Here is a 17,662-nt window from a genome sequence, read left to right as displayed (position 1 = left end):
AGCGTTTGCGCCAGAAGCATTTGGAAGCGATTACAGCACCGGGTACAGTTCTGTCACCGTGGGTGGCACAGATAGTGCGTTGATGAAACTACGAATTTGTGAGCTATTGCACAGTTTTCTCTACGGAAGAGGCACACTGGCCTGCCTCTGCCCTTTAACTTAAAAACCATGTTAATTGTTTAACTAAATTAAATAAAAAAAGCTTTACATCGTGAAGGTAAATCAGCTGTTCATGTTTTTAATTTACCGCGCAGTTTTGCTGAATTTTCTGATTTTGATATCAGCAGGCCGAAACGCAGTGGACTCTTTTTCACGGCATTATATACTTGCCAGCACGTTTATATCTCTTGATAACGACAATGACTGCTCAAGACTATTTGTTTAAATTTCGTAAAGTGAATTCGCTGGAAAGTCTGGAAAAACTATTTGATCATCTTAATTACTCGTTAACAGACGATGCTGACTTAATTCAAATGTACCGAGCTGCCGATCATCGTCGAGCCGAACTGGTTTCCGGCGGGCGTCTGTTTGATCTTGGTTGCGTTCCGAAAACGGTCTGGCGCTACGTGGTGTAGCCTGTCAGATGAAAATCGCGTTGATGACCTTAAGCGCGATATTCCGTATAATTCGCCAGATCGTGCGTATCGTACTGTACAATACGCTTTTTGCCGTTTCTGGCTGATAAGGACTCTGTGTGGCTGTTGATTCGAAACCGCGCCTCGGCGGCTGGCTGATGGTACCGCTGGCCTGGCTGATAGTTACGCTGCTGGCCTCAACCCTTACGATGACGATGTATGTTACCGCGCTGTTCAGCCATGCTCTGAGCGACAATTCACCCTCTCTGCCGCAGGGATTGCTGCTACAGTGGGGGGCTTCGCTGCTGACCTCAGCGCTGGTGCTGGGCTACAGTGGCTGGATTTTGTGGATCTTTTGTAAACGATCTCAGCGCCTGCCGCGTCACTACATTATCTGGCTGTTGCTGAATCTGGTATTAGCAATCAAGACCTTTGTCTTCTCCCCGGTGTCCGATAGCCTGGCAATACGCACGTTGCTGTTTGCCCTGCTGATGACCAGTATACTGGTGCCCTATTTCAAGCGTTCTCAGCGGGTTAAAACCACTTTTGTTGAATCCTGATGTTGAAAAAATCGTCAGGAATTTAATCCTGAGTGCGCTATTAAAACCCCTTACACCTGGAGCTGTTGTGGTCAGGCTCGCAATGCCTGATAATAGCCCGCTTTCTCTATATTTTCAGGCGTATCAATGACCGAATACCTGCTTCTCTTTATTGGCACAGTGCTGGTGAATAACTTCGTGTTAGTGAAGTTTCTCGGCCTCTGTCCCTTTATGGGCGTTTCCAAAAAACTGGAAACGGCGATTGGCATGGGACTCGCCACGACTTTCGTCATTACGCTGGCCTCTATTTGTGCCTGGCTGGTGAACCATCTGATCCTGCTGCCGCTGGATCTGGTCTATTTACGTACTATGGCCTATATCCTGGTGATTGCCGTCGTGGTGCAGTTTACCGAGATGGTGGTTCGTAAAACCAGCCCTGACCTCTACCGTCTGTTGGGCATTTTCCTGCCGCTGATCACCACCAACTGTGCGGTGCTCGGCGTGCCGTTGCTCAGTGTTAACCTCAACCATACGTTTCTCCAGGCGGCACTCTACGGCTTCAGTGCTTCACTGGGTTTTTCACTGGTTATGGTGCTGTTTGCCGGTATCCGCGAACGTCTGGTGCTGGCGGATGTACCCGCGCCGTTTAAAGGCTCTTCGATTGCACTGGTCACTGCCGGACTGATGGCGCTGGCGTTTATGGGCTTTACCGGGCTGGTTAAGTTCTGATGAGTGCTATCTGGATTGCGGTTGCGGTATTAAGTGCTCTTAGCCTGATTTTCGGTGGCCTGCTGGGCTATGCTTCGCGCCGTTTTAAGGTTGAAGAAGATCCGATTGTTGAACAAATCGATGCTATTTTGCCACAAAGCCAGTGCGGCCAGTGCGGCTACCCTGGCTGCCGCCCCTACGCGGACGCGGTTGGTAATAACGGTGAGATGATCAATAAATGCGCCCCCGGCGGGGAGCAGACGATGCTAAAACTGGCGGCGCTGCTTAACGTCGATCCTCAGCCGTTGGGCGATGAGATGCAGAGCGAACCCGAGCGAAAAGTTGCCTGGATTGACGAAGCCAACTGCATCGGCTGCACCAAATGTATTCAGGCATGCCCGGTCGATGCCATTGTCGGTGCCACGCGCGCGATGCACACTGTGTTAAGCGATGTCTGTACCGGCTGCGATCTGTGTGTTGCCCCCTGTCCGACCGACTGCATTGAAATGCGTCCGGTTGCGCCCACCACTGCTAACTGGAAATGGGATCTGAACGCCATCCCAATCCGGGTTATTCCTGTAGATAGTCATGTTTAACCTGCTTAACTTTTTCAAGAAAGATCGTCTCTGGGATTTCGACGGTGGTATTCATCCGCCGGAGATGAAAACCCAGTCCAGCGGTACGCCTCTGCGTCAGCTGCCGTTGCCTGCAAAATTTATACTGCCGCTGAAGCAGCATATCGGCCCTGAAGGTGAGATAGCTGTTCGTCCGGGCGATAAGGTACTGCGCGGGCAACCGCTGACGTTTGGTAGCGGCAGAATGCTACCAATCCATGCGCCTACCTCCGGCACGGTAACTAAAATAGCGCCACATATGACAGCCCATCCATCGGCGCTGGCAGAGATGTGCCTGTTTATTACACCGGACGGCGAAGATCGCTGGATTGAGAAGCAAACGCTGAGTGATTACCGCAGCGTTGAGCGCACTGTACTGGTGGAGAAAGTCCATCAGGCCGGGGTGGCGGGCCTTGGCGGCGCTGGTTTCCCGACGGCGACCAAGCTGAAAGGCGGCCTGCGTGGCGTAAACACGCTGATTATCAACGGTGCCGAGTGCGAACCCTACATTACCGCAGACGATCGTCTGATGCAGGACTGTGCCGATGAGGTGCTGGAAGGCAGCCGTATTCTGGCGTGGATCCTCCAGGCGGATCAGGTATTGATTGGCATTGAAGACAATAAACCGGAAGCCATTGCGGCACTGAAGCGAGCGCTGGGTAGCGCTACCGATCTGCAAATCCGCGTGATCCCGACCAAGTATCCGTCAGGTGGCGCGAAGCAGCTGACCAAAATCCTGACCGGTAAGGAAGTCCCGCACGGCGGTCGTTCAACTGATATTGGCGTTCTGATGCAGAATGTCGGCACCGCCTTTGCCGTTAAACGGGCAATTATTGACGGTGAAGCGTTAACCGAGCGTGTAGTGACCCTGACCGGAGAGTCGGTGGCGCAGCCGGGTAATGTCTGGGCGCGCCTCGGCACCCCCATCAGCCATCTGCTGCAACAGGCCGGTTTTCAACCCGGCGCAGAACAGATGGTGGTGATGGGCGGGCCGTTAATGGGCTTTACGCTGCCAACCCTCGATGTGCCGGTGGTGAAGATTACCAACTGTATTCTGGCTCCTTCCGCCAGCGAAATGGGCCAGAGCGAACCAGAACAGGGCTGTATTCGTTGCAGCGCCTGCGCCGATGCCTGTCCGGCTGCCCTGCTACCTCAGCAGCTTTACTGGTACAGCCGCGGTGGCGATCATGATAAAGCGCGTGAATATAATATTGCAGACTGTATAGAGTGCGGTGCCTGTGCTTATGTCTGCCCGAGTAACATTCCTCTGGTGCAGTATTACCGTCAGGAAAAAGCTGAGATCCTGGCGATTGATCAGGAAGCAGAGCGTAACGCTCTGGCGAAAGCGCGTTTTGAGGCGCGCCAGCAGCGGCTTGAGCGCGAAAAAGCAGCCAGAGATGCGAAACACCAGCAGGCAAAACGCAGCGTCGCCGCCACCGATGCGGATGCCATTGCGGCTGCGCGTGCGCGAGTGAAAGCTAAACAGGCCGAAACCTCAGGCCAGGATAGCGCCGAACGCGCAGGAAAACAGGCTCTGCGTGAAGCCCGCCAGGCTGAGGCCCGCGCCCGGCAGGTGGCAGAACAGAGCGTTACCGAGCCGGTGACACGACAAACTGACGACCCGCGCAAAGCGGCGGTCGAAGCCGCCATTGCCCGTGCCAAAGCGAAGAAAGCCGTCCAGGCCGCCGACAGTCCGGCACAGCCCGCTGAGGCCGACGCATCTGCCGCTGAACCGGTGGTGGATGCACGTAAAGCGGCGGTCGAAGCCGCCATTGCCCGTGCCAAAGCGAAAAAAGCCGCCCAGGCCGCCGACAGTCCGGCACAGCCCGCTGAAGCCGAAGTGCCTGCCGCTGAACCGGTGGTGGATGCGCGTAAAGCGGCGATTGAAGCCGCCATTGCCCGTGCCAAAGCCAAGAAAGCCGCCCAGGCCGCCGACAGTCCGGCACAGCCCGCTGAGGCGGAAGTGCCTGCCGCTGAACCGGTGGTGGATGCGCGTAAAGCGGCGATTGAAGCCGCCATTGCCCGTGCCAAAGCGAAGAAAGCCGCCCAGGCCGCTGACAGCCCGGCACAGCCCGCTGAGGCGGATGTGCCTGCCGCTGAACCGGTGGTGGATGCGCGTAAAGCGGCAATTGAAGCCGCCATTGCCCGCGCCAAAGCGAAGAAAGCCGCCCAGGCTGCGGATGCAGCTCAGACAGATGAAAATGAAGCGCCCGCCGCTTCGGATAGTGCACGTAAAGCGGCGGTGGCCGCGGCCATTGCACGCGTGAAAGCGCGTAAATCGCAGCAGCCTTCAACGCAAGAGGATTAAATGGCTTTTCGTATTGCAAGTTCGCCCTACACTCATAACCGCCGCAGCACCAGTACCATCATGCTGCTGGTGCTGATTGCCGCCGTGCCCGGTATGGCTGCGCAGTGGTATTACTTTGGCTGGGGTAATCTGATTCAGGTGATGATTGCCGCCCTTGCTGCTATCGGCGCTGAGGCTGCTATTCTGCGACTGCGCAAGCTGCCGCTGGCTGATACGCTGAAAGATAACTCAGCGCTGCTCACCGCCCTGCTGTTAGGGATCAGTATTCCCTCGCTGGCTCCCTGGTGGTTGATTGTTATCGGTACGATATTCGCGGTGGTGATCGCCAAGCAGCTGTACGGCGGTCTTGGGCAGAATCCATTCAACCCGGCGATGGTTGGCTATGTGGTGTTACTGATCTCATTTCCGGTACAGATGACCAGCTGGCTGCCGCCGGATAGTTTGCAAGGTATCACGCCAACTCTTGGCGATACCCTGAGCATGATTTTCCATTACCACACCCTTGATGGTCACACCATGCAGCAGTTGCAGGTAGGGATTGATGGCGTCAGTCAGGCTACACCGCTGGATACCTTCAAAACCGGACTGCGCGCCGGGCACAGTGCAGAGCAACTGCTGGCACAGCCGATATACAGTGGCGTACTCGCCGGGCTTGGCTGGCAGTGGGTAAATGTGGGCTATCTGCTGGGCGGGATTTTTCTGCTGTATACACGCAGCATCCGCTGGCATATTCCGGCGGGAATGCTGATTTCTCTGGCATTTTGCGCCACCCTCGGCTGGCTGATTTCCCCCCAGACGTTGGTATCACCGACTATTCATCTTTTATCCGGTGCTACCATGCTGGGCGCATTCTTTATTGCTACGGATCCGGTGACAGCCTCCACTACCGATAAAGGACGGCTGCTGTACGGCGCATTAATTGGTCTGCTGGTCTGGCTGATCCGCAGTTTCGGCGGCTATCCGGATGGCGTTGCCTTCGCTGTATTGCTGGCGAATATCTGCGTTCCGCTGATCGATTACTACACGCAGCCGCGCGTTTACGGCCACCGGAAGGATAAATAATGCTGGATGCCATTCGTAAAAACGGTGTCACACTGGCGGTGTTTGCTGCCATCACAACGGGTCTTACCGCGGTAGTGAACACCGTAACCAAACCGACGATTGCTCACCAGACTGCCTTACAGCAGAAGGTACTGCTGGATCAGGTGGTGCCGCCTGATCTGTACGATAACCATATCCAGCAGGAGTGCTATATCGTCAGCAATCCGGCGCTGGGCAACGGCAGCCCGCATCGCCTTTATCTGGCGCGCAAGCAGGGTAAGCCTGTGGCGGTGGCGATTGAAACCACTGCTCCCGATGGTTATTCGGGAAATATACAGATGGTGGTTGGCGCCAGTTTTACCGGTATGGTGTACGGAACGCGGGTGGTTGAACACCATGAGACACCGGGTCTTGGCGATAAGATCGATCTGCGTATTTCTGACTGGATTAACAGCTTCAACGGTAAGCAGGTCAAAGGTGCGGATGACAGCCAGTTTGCGGTGAAAAAAGATGGCGGCGAGTTTGACCAGTTTACCGGCGCGACCATCACCCCTCGCGCAGTGGTGAATGCGGTAAAACGCACTACGTTATATATTGAAACCTTACCGGGGCAGCTTGCTACGCTGCCCGCCTGTGGAGAATCCAATGAGTGAAGCTAAAACCCTGCTGATAGGTGGGCTGTGGAAGAATAACTCAGCGCTGGTTCAGCTGCTGGGGCTGTGTCCTCTGCTGGCCGTAACCTCTACCGCCACCAATGCGCTCGGCCTCGGCCTGGCTACCACGCTGGTGCTGACCTGTACTAACAGCGGGATCTCCCTCTCCCGCCGCTGGGTACCGTCAGAAATTCGTATTCCTATTTATGTGATGATAATTGCCGCGGTAGTAAGCTGCGTGCAGATGCTGATTAATGCCTACGCTTATGGCCTTTATCAGTCGCTGGGGATCTTTATCCCGCTGATTGTCACCAACTGTATTGTGGTCGGACGCGCTGAGGCGGTGGCCTCGAAAAGCAGCATTCCGCTGGCAGCGCTGGACGGCATGGCGATCGGGCTGGGCGCTACCAGCGTGATGGTGGTGCTGGGTTCGATGCGTGAGATTATCGGTAACGGCACCATCTTTAACGGTGCAGATCTGCTGCTTGGCCCCTGGGCTAAGGCGATGCGTATCGAGGTGGTTCATTTCGACTCGCCGATGCTGCTGGCAATGCTGCCACCGGGTGCCTTTATCGGCCTGGGTATGCTGCTGGCAGCGAAGTATTTAATTGATAATAAACTGAAACAACGTGCCGCCCTGAAAGCTGAAACAGAAGCTCAGGCGCTGCCGGATGGAAAAACAGGTGTGCTGTGAACAAGGACAAGCGTCAGGAAATTTTGACCAGGCTGCGGGATAACAACCCGCACCCCACCACGGAACTGGTATTTACCTCCCCTTTTGAACTGCTGATCTCGGTGCTGCTCTCCGCGCAGGCGACCGATGTGAGCGTCAATAAAGCCACCGCAAAGCTATATCCGGTGGCGAATACTCCCGCCGCGATTCTGGCGCTGGGGGTGGATGGGGTGAAAGAGCACATCAAGACTATCGGCCTGTTTAACAGCAAAGCGGAAAATGTAATCAAGACCTGCCGTATGCTGCTGGAACTGCACGGCGGCGAAGTGCCGGAGAGCCGTGAGGCACTGGAAGCGCTGCCGGGCGTCGGGCGCAAAACCGCCAACGTGGTATTAAACACCGCCTTTGGCTGGCCAACTATCGCCGTTGATACTCATATTTTCCGCGTCTGTAATCGCACCCGCTTTGCTCCGGGTAAGAATGTCGAGCAGGTGGAAGAAAAACTGCTTAAAGTGGTGCCCAAAGAGTTTATGGTCGACTGCCATCACTGGTTGATCCTCCACGGACGCTACACCTGTATTGCACGAAAACCGCGCTGTGGCTCCTGCCTGATTGAGGATCTTTGTGAGTTTGATGCTAAAGTAGAAGAGTAGGCGTTTAAAGATGCCTGCTAACCTGCTTAAAATTATAACTTTTATCCTCATTATGAGTCGGTTTTTACCGCTTCTCGGCCATAATCAAGAATAGAGATTTCGCTATGCAACATATCATTGAAGGTTTTCTAAACTTCCAGAAAGATGTTTTTCCACACCAGAAAGAGCTATTCCGCAGCCTCGCCTCTAGCCAGAATCCCCAAGCGTTGTTTATTTCCTGCTCCGACAGCCGTCTGGTTCCGGAACTGGTCACCCAGCAGGAACCTGGACAGCTCTTCGTGATCCGTAACGCAGGCAATATCGTTCCCTCTTTTGGCCCTGAACCCGGCGGCGTCTCTGCCACCATTGAGTATGCTGTGGTCGCACTGGGCGTGACGGATATCGTGATTTGTGGTCACTCTAACTGCGGTGCGATGAAAGCTATCGCCACCTGTCAGTGTCTGGATCCAATGCCAGCCGTAGCGCACTGGCTGCATTTTGCTGACGCAGCGAAAGCGGTGGTGGATAAACGCACCTACACCAGCGAAGAGGAAAAAGTGAATGCGATGGTGCAGGAGAATGTGATCGCGCAGCTGAATAACATTAAGACGCACCCGTGTGTTGCTGTAGGCCTGCGTGACAATACGCTGCGCCTGCACGGCTGGGTGTATGATATTGAAAGTGGAGCCATTCGGGCGTTAGAAAAAGACACGAAAGAATTTGTACTACTGTCTGATAACCCGGGTGTTTACTTCGAGTAAGAATAACGGGGCCCTGGCCCCGTTTTTTTTGGTTTTTTCTACCGATTCAGACTAAAAGCTCTGTTAACGAACTAACCGATAGTATTCCGCTTCAGAAAGCGGGAGTGGTGCTTTACCACGAATGGCGTCAGAGATTTTCTCTGCAATCATCACCGTGGGTGCATTCAGGTTACCGGTGACAATCTGCGGCATGATGGAAGCATCAACTACGCGTAAGCGGTTCAGACCGTGTACGCGCCCTTCTGCATCAACAACCGCCATCTCATCGTTACCCATCGCGCAGCTGCCGCAGGGATGATAGGCCGTTTCAGCATGCTCACGGATAAATGCATCAATCTCTTCGTCGCTTTGCACGTTGATACCCGGCTGTAACTCCTCACCGCAGTATTCCGCCAGCGCGGGCTGACGCATAATTTCACGCGTCAGGCGCACCGCATTACGGAATTCGACCCAGTCGCGCTCTTCCGACATATAGTTGAAGAAGATCGACGGCGCTGCATACGGATGTTTTGAAGTCAGCTTAATGCGGCCACGGCTCATGGAGCGCATTGGCCCGACGTGGGCCTGGAAGCCATGCTGTTTTACCGGGCTGCTGCCGTTGTAGTTAATTGCGACCGGCAGGAAGTGGTATTGCAGATCCGGCCAGTCCGCCCGATCGTCGCTGCGGATAAAGCCACCTGCTTCAAACTGGTTGCTGGCACCGACGCCTGTTCCGTTGAACAGCCATTCAGCACCGATAGCCGGCTGATTCCACCACTGCAATGCCGGATAAAGGCTGACCGGTTTTTTACAACCGTACTGCATATAGACTTCCAGGTGATCCTGCAAGTTTTGGCCGACACCCGGCAGTGCGTGCACCACTTCGATATCCAGCTCGCGCAGCCACTCTTCCGGGCCAACGCCGGAGCGTTGCAGGATCTGCGGTGAGTTGATGGCACCGGCACACAGCAGCACTTCCCGGCGCGCCTCCGCCTGCCCCTGCTTACCGTTGCGCAACCAGGTAACGCCGGTAGCCGTTTTGCCGCTAAACAGAATGCGGTCGGTCTGCGCCTGGGTCACAATCGTCAGTCCGGGACGCTGTTTTGCCACATCGAGGTAACCACGCGCGGTGCTGGAACGACGGCCTTTAGCGGTAACGGTACGATCCATCGGCCCAAAACCATCCTGCCGATAGCCGTTGAGGTCGTCGGTTTCATGGTGCCCGGCCTGCTTTGCAGCATCAATAAACGCCCGGTAGAGCGGATTATTGCCCTTTTTTGGCGTCGTGACGCTGAGATAACCTTCGCCACCATGCCAGTGGTTTTCACCAATATCGCGCTTTTCCGCGCGGCGGAAATAGGGCAGACAGTTGAGATATGACCAGTTTTCCAGGCCCGGTTTGCTCGCCCAGTTGTCGTAGTCCATCGCGTTACCACGGATATAACACATGCCGTTAATCAGCGACGATCCCCCCAGGCCTTTGCCCCGTCCACACTCCATGCGGCGGTTGTCCATATGTGGTTCCGGATCGGTTTCAAATGCCCAGTTGTAGCGTTTACCCTGCAACGGATAAGCTAAAGCGGCTGGCATTTGGGTACGGAAGTCCCAGCGGTGATCTTTACCGCCTGCTTCCAGTAACAGTACCGATACGTCAGCATCCTCAGTCAGACGGGTCGCCAGCACGTTGCCTGCTGAACCCGCACCAATAATGATATAGTCAAATTTCTGCATTAAACCTCCGGGAATGTTGCCGCGACGCGCGCGTCGCGGCGAATAATCAGAATGCGGACGGGTAGTCGCCCATCTCGATCAGAATGGATTTGGTTCTGGTGTAGTGGTGCAGGGTTTCCAGGCCGTTTTCACGCCCGACACCTGACTGCTTGTAGCCGCCAACCGGCATCGGTGCCGGTGACTCGCCCCAGCTGTTAACCCAGCAGATGCCGGCTTCCAGCTGATGAATCACACGGTGTGCGCGATTTAACGAGGTGGTAAACACTCCGGCCGCCAGACCGTATTCGGTATCATTGGCGCGTTTAATCACTTCATCTTCGTCATCAAACGCCAGGATACTCATGACCGGGCCGAAGATCTCTTCGCGCACAATACGCATCTCATCGGTGCAGTCGGTAAACACTGTCGGCTGCACGTAACAGCCTTTCGCCAGCGGGCCTTCGGTAATGCGTGAGCCACCAGCCAGCAGACGCGCGCCCTCTTGCTTGCCGATCTCCAGATAGGAGACCACCTTCTGGCAGTGTTCCTCACTCACCAGCGGGCCGAAGTTCACCGCAGGATCCGTCGGATCACCACAGTGGATGCCCGCCATTTTCTCTTGCAGCCGTTTTTCAAAGGCAGGCAGCAGCGAGCGCTGGACAAATACGCGCGTTCCGTTGGTACAAACCTGGCCGCTGCTGTAGAAGTTCGCCATCATTGCGCCGTCGACCGCGCGCTCCAGATCGGCATCCCCGAACACCACCAGCGGTGATTTTCCGCCCAGCTCCATGGTGACAGACTTCAGGTTCGCCAGCGCAGCATCGGCCATCACGCGCTTACCGGTATTCACTTCGCCGGTAAATGAAACTTTGGCAATTCCGCTATGCTGGCTCAGTCCCTGCCCGACGGCAGCCGCCCCCTGCACAACGTTGAATACCCCATCAGGCAGTCCGGCTTCGCTAAAGATCTTAGCCAGTTCCAGCGCACTGAGCGGTGTGACTTCACTTGGCTTAAAGATCATCGCGTTACCGGTGGCAAGCGCGGGTGCGCTTTTCCACATAGCAATCTGAATCGGGTAGTTCCAGGCTCCGATGCCAGCGCAGACGCCCAGCGGTTCGCGGCGGGTATAGACCAGCGCGGTGTCGCGCAGAGGAATTGACTCACCTTCCACCGCCACGGCCAGTCCGGCGTAGTACTCCAGCACATCTGCGCCGGTAACGATGTCAACAGCGGAGGTTTCGCTGATAGGTTTTCCGGTATCAGCGGTTTCCAGTTCAGCCAGCGCCTGATTGCGCTCACGCAGCAGCGCAACGGCCTTGAGCAGGACGCGGCTGCGCTCTACCGGGGTGTAGCTGCGCCAGATGCGCTGCCCGGCGTGAGCGGAGGCAACGGCGTCATCAATATCCTGCTGGCTGGCTGCGGTAACTTCGGCCAGCACTTCACCATTAGCAGGATTGATGGTGGTGAAAAGTTCGCCATTGCCTGCAACTTCTCGTCCGTTGATGTATAAACCGTGGCGTTTCATATCGGCCATGTCTCCTCCTTTCAGGGGGTGGATGCGCTGTTCAGCCACAGCGCGAGATTTTGATAACAAAGCGTGCGGGCCAGTTCGAGGCCCTGTTCCATCGGCTGAGGGGCCAGTGTCATTCGTAACCACACCCCGTCAATCATCGCCGCCATACTTGCGCCAGCAGCGCGGGCCTGCTCTTCAGGCAGAACACGGCGGAAATGCGCCGTAAGATTGGAATAAAGTCGACGATCGTTCATCCGTTGCAAGCGGTGAAGATTAGGTTGATGCAGGCTATTCGCCCAGAATACCAGCCAGGTTTTCAGCACCGGGGCGGCAATCTGCGTCACGTCAAAGTTGCCGTCAATAATGGCCCGGATCTGCGCAGCAGGATCGGACGTCGCCTTACGACGATGGTGCTCTAAGGCGACGTAGAGGTCAGACAGGATCTGCCGCATACAGGCATCTAACAGACCGTTTTTGTCGCCAAAATAGTGGCTGACAATCCCGGTGGATACCCCCGCCTCTTTCGCTATTAAAGCCAGGCTGGCGTCAGCCAGGCCCACACGGTCAATCACTGTCAGCGTCGCGTTGATCAGCTGCGCCTGACGAATCGCCTTCATTCCTATTTTTGGCATCGCTTCATCGGTTTTAGCTATTGAATAGCAGTAAGTGTAGTTGTTTTATATTGAACGTTCAATCAATAAAAAATACTGTCAATAGCTAGTTCTTTAACTTCATAAATTATCGATGTTTTTGTGATTTAAATCACATTAAGGTGCTTTATTTGCAATTATCACTAAATTCCTGCGCAACAACTATGATTACTCTCTGTTTTTTACCTGGCTGGCAGATGATAACTCTCACAAAAGATATTAAGTCAGAACTTGTGGTTGCATACAGATCCACCAGCACTATTGTCTGCAAGCTGAGTAAACAGCCACCAGCGTATGAATCATAAAACCATATAAACACCAACATGCAGCATATAAAATCGAGCAAACGATTAAACGCTTCATTTCTACCTGCCATTTTACTAAATGACAGTATTGAAATAATACTTGCCTCAAAGGCTGCAATCGGCGAGATTATTCCGCGTTTTCCCTTTCATATAACTATAAGGCGAGCGCACGTCCCGCGTTACGCCGACTTATTTCCTGTCTCGAAACAGGTCAAGCACTCAGAGGTACAAGTGTCAACTGCAAACAAGAAACCAGAGGCAGCAAGCCTCAACGCGTTTAAGCAACCCCGCTCGTTTTATCTGATTTTCTCCATCGAACTTTGGGAGCGTTTCGGTTACTACGGCCTGCAAGGGATTATGGCGGTCTACCTGGTGAAAATGCTGGGAATGTCCGAAGCGCAGTCAATTACACTATTCGCCTCCTTCAGCGCGCTGGTTTACGGCCTGGTAGCCGTCGGCGGATGGCTGGGAGATAAAGTACTGGGAACCAAACGCGTGATCGTTTTGGGTACTCTGGTACTGGCGCTGGGCTATGCCCTGGTGGCCTGGTCCGGTCATGACGTCAGCCTGGTGTATATTGGCATGGCGACCATCGCTGTCGGTAATGGCTTGTTTAAGGCCAACCCATCTTCGCTGCTCTCTACCTGCTATGAGAAAGACGATCCGCGCCTCGACGGTGCTTTCACCATGTATTACATGGCGATCAATATCGGTTCATTCTTCTCTATGCTTGCCACCCCATGGCTGGCGGCTGAGTATGGCTGGAGCACCGCGTTTGCCCTCTCCTTTGTTGGTATGCTGATCACCCTCGTGAACTTTATGTTCTTCCGTAAATGGGTGAAAAATCACGGCTCTAAAGCAGACTTCGCGCCGCTGAATATCAGCAAACTGCTGGCCACGCTGGTAGGTATTGTGGTGATGATTACCCTGGCAACCTGGCTGCTGCATAATCAGGGCATTGCACGCCTGGTTCTGGCAGTGATCGCTATCGGTATTGTGCTGGTATTCGCTAAAGAGACGTTTGCACTTAAGGGCCACGCACGCCGTAAGATGATTGTTGCTTTTGTACTGATGGTGCAGGCAATTGTGTTCTTCGTGCTGTATATGCAGATGCCTACCTCACTGAACTTCTTTGCTATCCGTAACGTCGAGCACAGCATTCTGGGTATTGCCTTCCAGCCTGAACAGTTCCAGGCGCTTAACCCGTTCTGGATTATGATCTTCAGCCCGCTGCTGGCAGCTATCTATAATAAGATGGGTGACCGCCTGCCGATGCCGCATAAGTTTGCGCTGGGTATGGTGCTCTGCTCCGCAGCTTTCCTGGTGCTGCCTCTGGGGGCGTCGTTTGCTAATCAGCTGGGTATTGTGTCGGTGAACTGGCTGATCCTCAGCTATGCACTGCAAAGCGTGGGCGAACTGATGATCTCCGGGCTGGGCCTGGCGATGGTCGCGCAGCTGGTACCGCAGCGCCTGATGGGCTTTATTATGGGCTCATGGTTCCTGACCACCGCGGGTGCGGCTATGGTCGCGGGTAAGGTAGCTAATCTGATGGCGGTGCCAGAGAATATTACTGATCCGCTGCTGTCGCTGCATGTGTACGGCGATGTGTTCCTGAAAATCGGCATTGTTACCGGCGTGATTGCGGTATTAATGATGATTACAGCGCCGCTGCTGAACCGCATGACTCAGGATGCAGCTCCTGCACCGCAGAAAGTGAATGCCTGATTGTTAAAGGTTTAAACTAAAGGGCGACCATAAGGTCGCCCTTTTTTATTGCCCGGCGGCCAGCGTCGAATCGGCGTATTCTACGTCAGTTCCGGCAGCGGGCAGCAGCTGGCGCAGCCGCAAGATTCGCTGTGGTTCCACCGTCCAGAAGCGCTCCGTTCGCCCTTCCCCTGGCATCTGCCACAAGATCTCTGCCCTTCCCTGTATATGCAGTGCAGCCCCCTGGTGAAAATCCATAATCAGCAGAGCGCAACGCGGTTCCAGCAGCAGGTTACCCAGGGTGTTCATATAGCGATTACCCGTGTAATCCGGGATCCACAGTTTTCCTCCCTTGAGGATAATAAACCCAGGCATACCTCCGCGATGCGAAATATCCGCACCACCTGTGCTACCCTGCCGTGGCGCGTGACTGGCGACAAATAATGTATCAGCCGCAGAAATTAAATAGCGCGCATCCGCATCCAAAGAGTTCAGCGATTCGATTTGTAGCCTACGCCGGCTGTTATGCTGCGCCAGGTTACGCCGCTGAATATACTGCGGGCAGTTGCCGAAACTCTCCTGTACATGCAGCTGCAACCGACCGTCACTGACGCCTTCAACCACACCGTTCACCCGGTTGCGGCGACGATTAGAAAAATCGATTCCCAGCCCGCCCACCGCCATTCCGGCTTTCAAAGCGGGCAGATATGGCACCGCTTCGAGTGCATCCTGAGGCAGGGTGAGCTGAGTTTCATTCGGGCTGGCAATAAAGCCGCTGGCTCCCTGGATGAGTGCCGCCACCGGCCAGCCGTCGTGATCCAATACGCTGAGATAAAATGTCTCCAGTCCCTGATAAAACAGCCGGTGCTGTTCAGGCATCGTCGTATAGAGCGCAGCCCTGACCTGCTGATAGCCCGCCTTCTGCTGCGCCTGTTGCTCTCCCGAATGAAACATGGTCACACTTCCGCAGGCAACGGCAGTGACGGCAGCGGGATAAAACCTGGCAGCGCCGCAATCCGCCGGAGCCAGCTGTTAATTGCAGGATAAGGTTCCAGCCGGATACCCCCTTCTGGCGCACAGGCAACATAGGCATAGCAGGCCAGATCGGCAATGGTCGCACGCTCGCCTGCCAGCCACAGGCGTTCACTCAGATGAGCCTCCAGTGTGGGTAAAAACTTCTTCGCCACCTGAACGGCTGAATCATAATTTTCCTGCGCATTGAACTGTTTAATCAGCCGCGCAGAGGCAACGCCGTAGCGGATCTCCCCGGCAGCTTTCGCCAGCCACTGATGTACCTGCACTTCCTCCAGCAGATCCTGCGGCAACCAGCCACTTGCGGGTGCATAGCGTTTCACCAGCCAGATAAGAATCGCGTTGCTGTCGCTGATAGCGATACCATCGTCGACCAGTACCGGTATTTGCGCGAGGGGATTAAATGCGCGATATTCCGCACTCTTCCTCACTTCAGCCCCCGCCTCTATCCAGGTATAGGGAAGCCCCAGCATAGTCAGAAGTAACTTTACGCGGTGAACGTGACCGGAAAGCGCAGTACCGTACAGTGTTAATGAACTCATGTTTACCTCCAGTTTTTTTGCCAGCTTACTCTTGCTGAAAACAGGGTAAACGGGCAAAAATAGCAATTCATAATTTCGCCAGGCGGAATAATCATGGATAAACTGGATGAAATGGCGGTTTTTGTGGCCGTGGTTCAGCAGGGCAGTCTGGCCGCTGCGGCACGTACGCTGCGACGCTCTCCGGCGGCCGTCACACGCGCGCTGGCCGCCCTTGAGAGCCGCCTGGCGGTAAGTCTGATAGAGCGCACCACCCGGCGACTGTCGCCCACCTCCGCCGGGCTGGCGCTGTTTGAGCGGGCAAAGGGGTTGCTGGAGGATTATCAACAGGCTTTAGCAGCCAGCGCGGGCAATCAGCTGAGTGGCAAAATTCGTCTGACGGCCCCGGTACAGTTCGGACGCCAGCATATCACCCCGCTGGTGCTGACTTTTCTTGAGCTTTATCCCGATATCCAGATTGATCTGATGCTCAGTGACAGTTATCAGGATCTGATCGAACAGGGGCTGGATATGGCGGTGCGTATTGGCCAGCTGCGTGACTCTTCGCTGATAGCGACTGAGGTTGGTCAGGTACAACGCATGCTGGTGGCCAGTCCGGGCTATCTCAGGCGCTGTGGCACGCCGCTCACGCCCGCGATGCTGACCGGGCATCATCTTATCGCCAGCGCAGCCCCCGCAGCACAGCGCGAGTGGCGTTTCGGCGGTGAAGCACACCAGGAGAGAGTCCGTATTACGCCGAGGTTCACGGTTAATGAAGTGGAGGCGCAGCTGATTGCGGCCCGGGGCAATAAAGGCATCGCCCGCCTGCTCTCCTATCAGGTTTATGATGACCTGCAACGAGGCACGCTATGCGAAGTGCTGGCGGAATTTCGGCCTTCAGCGGTGCCGGTGCAGCTGGTAGCACAGAGTGTAAAATATATGCCCGCCAAAGTTCGCGCATTCTGGGATCTGGCGCGCACATCCCTGCCTGCGCTTGACAGTTTAAGAGGGCCGAATTTGTCACAGGTTAAATAATCGGCAAAAAAAACGGCTTATATCTTTTGCTGCGCAGACTTTTCCCCGCTTCGGCATTAAGCTAAATTAGTTCATCTGAGGAAAAAAAGGAGCGAGCAATGAAGCTGTTCTGTAAACCTGGTGCCTGTTCACTGTCACCACATATTGTGCTGCGCGAAAGCGGCCTTGATTTCACGCTGATCACCGTGGATACCAGGACCAAAAAGACCGAGCAGGGTGAAGACTATTTGCAGATCAACCCTAAAGGGCAGGTTCCGGCCCTTCAGCTTAATGATGGTTCAGTGCTCACCGAAGGCGTGGCGATTGTGCAGTATCTTGCTGATTTGAAGCCTGACCGCCAGCTGCTGGCTCCCCCAGGCAGCCTGACACGCTACCACACCCTGGAGTGGCTGAATTTTATTGCCACGGAGCTGCATAAGGGTTTCAGCCCGCTGTTTCGACCGGGTACGCCGGAGGATTACAAGACGCTGAGTCGGGAGCTTCTGGAGCAGAAATTTCAGTATGTGAATGCCGAGCTGAAAGAGAAACAGTGGCTGATGGGCCTGCGCTTCACCGTGGCAGATGCTTATCTGTTCACCGTTACTCGCTGGGCGCACGCCCTGAAGCTAAACCTGGCCGGACTGGATGCACTTAACGAATGGTTTGATCGGGTGGCAGAGCGCCCTGACGTTATGGAAGCGCTCAAGGCTGAAGGTCTGAACTGAGGATAACG

At 54.8% G+C, this 17,662-nt stretch carries 18 protein-coding genes; 13 read left to right on the top strand and 5 right to left on the bottom strand.

Annotated elements, in window-relative coordinates; genetic code table 11:
- Nucleotides 1–359: 359 nt before the first annotated feature.
- The 10 genes from ydgT to GN242_RS09365 all read left to right on the top strand — a co-directional run bounded on the left by ydgT (nucleotide 360) and on the right by GN242_RS09365 (nucleotide 8,504).
- The gene (gene ydgT, locus GN242_RS09410) at nucleotides 360–575 is read left to right on the top strand and encodes a transcription modulator YdgT (protein ID WP_154751333.1); all 216 of its coding nucleotides are present in this window, start codon (nucleotides 360–362) and stop codon (nucleotides 573–575) included.
- Between the two features lie 119 nt (nucleotides 576–694).
- Nucleotides 695–1,135: a DUF2569 domain-containing protein gene (locus GN242_RS09405; protein WP_156287346.1), complete on the top strand. Its 441-nt coding sequence runs from the start codon at nucleotides 695–697 to the stop codon at nucleotides 1,133–1,135.
- Nucleotides 1,136–1,261: 126 nt separating this feature from the next.
- Complete coding sequence (gene rsxA / locus GN242_RS09400; RefSeq protein WP_062743415.1) at nucleotides 1,262–1,843, top strand: electron transport complex subunit RsxA; 582 nt, start codon at nucleotides 1,262–1,264, stop codon at nucleotides 1,841–1,843.
- Complete coding sequence (gene rsxB, locus GN242_RS09395; RefSeq protein WP_154751334.1) at nucleotides 1,843–2,418, top strand: electron transport complex subunit RsxB; 576 nt, start codon at nucleotides 1,843–1,845, stop codon at nucleotides 2,416–2,418. The genes rsxA and rsxB overlap by 1 nt, the downstream gene beginning before the upstream one ends.
- Nucleotides 2,411–4,744 (top strand): electron transport complex subunit RsxC, encoded by a 2,334-nt coding sequence (gene rsxC, locus GN242_RS09390; RefSeq protein ID WP_156287345.1) that lies wholly within the window; start codon nucleotides 2,411–2,413, stop codon nucleotides 4,742–4,744. The genes rsxB and rsxC overlap by 8 nt, the downstream gene beginning before the upstream one ends.
- Nucleotides 4,745–5,806: an electron transport complex subunit RsxD gene (gene rsxD / locus GN242_RS09385; protein WP_154751336.1), complete on the top strand. Its 1,062-nt coding sequence runs from the start codon at nucleotides 4,745–4,747 to the stop codon at nucleotides 5,804–5,806.
- Nucleotides 5,806–6,438 (top strand): electron transport complex subunit RsxG, encoded by a 633-nt coding sequence (gene rsxG / locus GN242_RS09380; RefSeq protein ID WP_154751337.1) that lies wholly within the window; start codon nucleotides 5,806–5,808, stop codon nucleotides 6,436–6,438. Before rsxD ends, rsxG begins: the two co-directional genes overlap by 1 nt.
- Nucleotides 6,431–7,132, top strand: coding sequence for an electron transport complex subunit E (locus GN242_RS09375; RefSeq protein WP_154751338.1), 702 nt, complete (start codon nucleotides 6,431–6,433; stop codon nucleotides 7,130–7,132). The genes rsxG and GN242_RS09375 overlap by 8 nt, the downstream gene beginning before the upstream one ends.
- Nucleotides 7,129–7,764 (top strand): endonuclease III, encoded by a 636-nt coding sequence (gene nth, locus GN242_RS09370; RefSeq protein ID WP_156287344.1) that lies wholly within the window; start codon nucleotides 7,129–7,131, stop codon nucleotides 7,762–7,764. Before GN242_RS09375 ends, nth begins: the two co-directional genes overlap by 4 nt.
- Before the next feature lie 104 nt (nucleotides 7,765–7,868).
- On the top strand, nucleotides 7,869–8,504 hold the full coding sequence (locus GN242_RS09365; RefSeq protein ID WP_154751339.1) for a carbonic anhydrase: 636 nt from the start codon (nucleotides 7,869–7,871) through the stop codon (nucleotides 8,502–8,504).
- A gap of 63 nt (nucleotides 8,505–8,567) precedes the next feature.
- Here GN242_RS09365 and betA read toward each other — a convergent pair whose 3' ends face one another.
- From betA to betI, 3 genes are read right to left on the bottom strand one after another with little or no spacing between them, the layout of a single operon-like run.
- On the bottom strand, nucleotides 8,568–10,214 hold the full coding sequence (gene betA, locus GN242_RS09360; protein WP_154751340.1) for a choline dehydrogenase: 1,647 nt from the start codon (nucleotides 10,212–10,214) through the stop codon (nucleotides 8,568–8,570).
- Nucleotides 10,215–10,260: 46 nt separating this feature from the next.
- On the bottom strand, nucleotides 10,261–11,718 hold the full coding sequence (gene betB / locus GN242_RS09355) for a betaine-aldehyde dehydrogenase (RefSeq protein ID WP_154751823.1): 1,458 nt from the start codon (nucleotides 11,716–11,718) through the stop codon (nucleotides 10,261–10,263).
- A 20-nt stretch (nucleotides 11,719–11,738) separates the two neighbouring features.
- Nucleotides 11,739–12,338: a transcriptional regulator BetI gene (betI, locus tag GN242_RS09350; RefSeq protein ID WP_154751341.1), complete on the bottom strand. Its 600-nt coding sequence runs from the start codon at nucleotides 12,336–12,338 to the stop codon at nucleotides 11,739–11,741.
- Between the two features lie 554 nt (nucleotides 12,339–12,892).
- Between betI and dtpA the strand changes: the two genes are divergently transcribed.
- Nucleotides 12,893–14,386 carry a dipeptide/tripeptide permease DtpA gene (gene dtpA, locus GN242_RS09345; protein ID WP_156287343.1) on the top strand — a complete coding sequence of 498 codons (1,494 nt, stop codon included), beginning with the start codon at nucleotides 12,893–12,895 and terminating at the stop codon, nucleotides 14,384–14,386.
- Between the two features lie 45 nt (nucleotides 14,387–14,431).
- Here dtpA and GN242_RS09340 read toward each other — a convergent pair whose 3' ends face one another.
- Complete coding sequence (locus GN242_RS09340; RefSeq protein WP_156287342.1) at nucleotides 14,432–15,319, bottom strand: pyridoxamine 5'-phosphate oxidase family protein; 888 nt, start codon at nucleotides 15,317–15,319, stop codon at nucleotides 14,432–14,434.
- A 2-nt stretch (nucleotides 15,320–15,321) separates the two neighbouring features.
- Nucleotides 15,322–15,939 carry a glutathione S-transferase family protein gene (locus GN242_RS09335; protein ID WP_156287341.1) on the bottom strand — a complete coding sequence of 206 codons (618 nt, stop codon included), beginning with the start codon at nucleotides 15,937–15,939 and terminating at the stop codon, nucleotides 15,322–15,324.
- Nucleotides 15,940–16,032: 93 nt separating this feature from the next.
- Between GN242_RS09335 and GN242_RS09330 the strand changes: the two genes are divergently transcribed.
- Complete coding sequence (locus tag GN242_RS09330) at nucleotides 16,033–16,950, top strand: LysR family transcriptional regulator (protein WP_156287340.1); 918 nt, start codon at nucleotides 16,033–16,035, stop codon at nucleotides 16,948–16,950.
- Between the two features lie 98 nt (nucleotides 16,951–17,048).
- A complete protein-coding gene (gstA, locus tag GN242_RS09325) occupies nucleotides 17,049–17,654 on the top strand; it encodes a glutathione transferase GstA (RefSeq protein WP_156287339.1) in 606 nt (201 codons plus the stop codon).
- The last annotated feature ends 8 nt before the right edge of the window (nucleotides 17,655–17,662 follow it).

It is taken from the genome of Erwinia sorbitola, assembly GCF_009738185.1.
Taxonomy (GTDB): domain Bacteria; phylum Pseudomonadota; class Gammaproteobacteria; order Enterobacterales; family Enterobacteriaceae; genus Erwinia; species Erwinia sorbitola.
The sequence above is the reverse complement of the archived record's forward strand: the minus strand, read 5'-3'. Positions and strand labels throughout refer to the sequence as shown.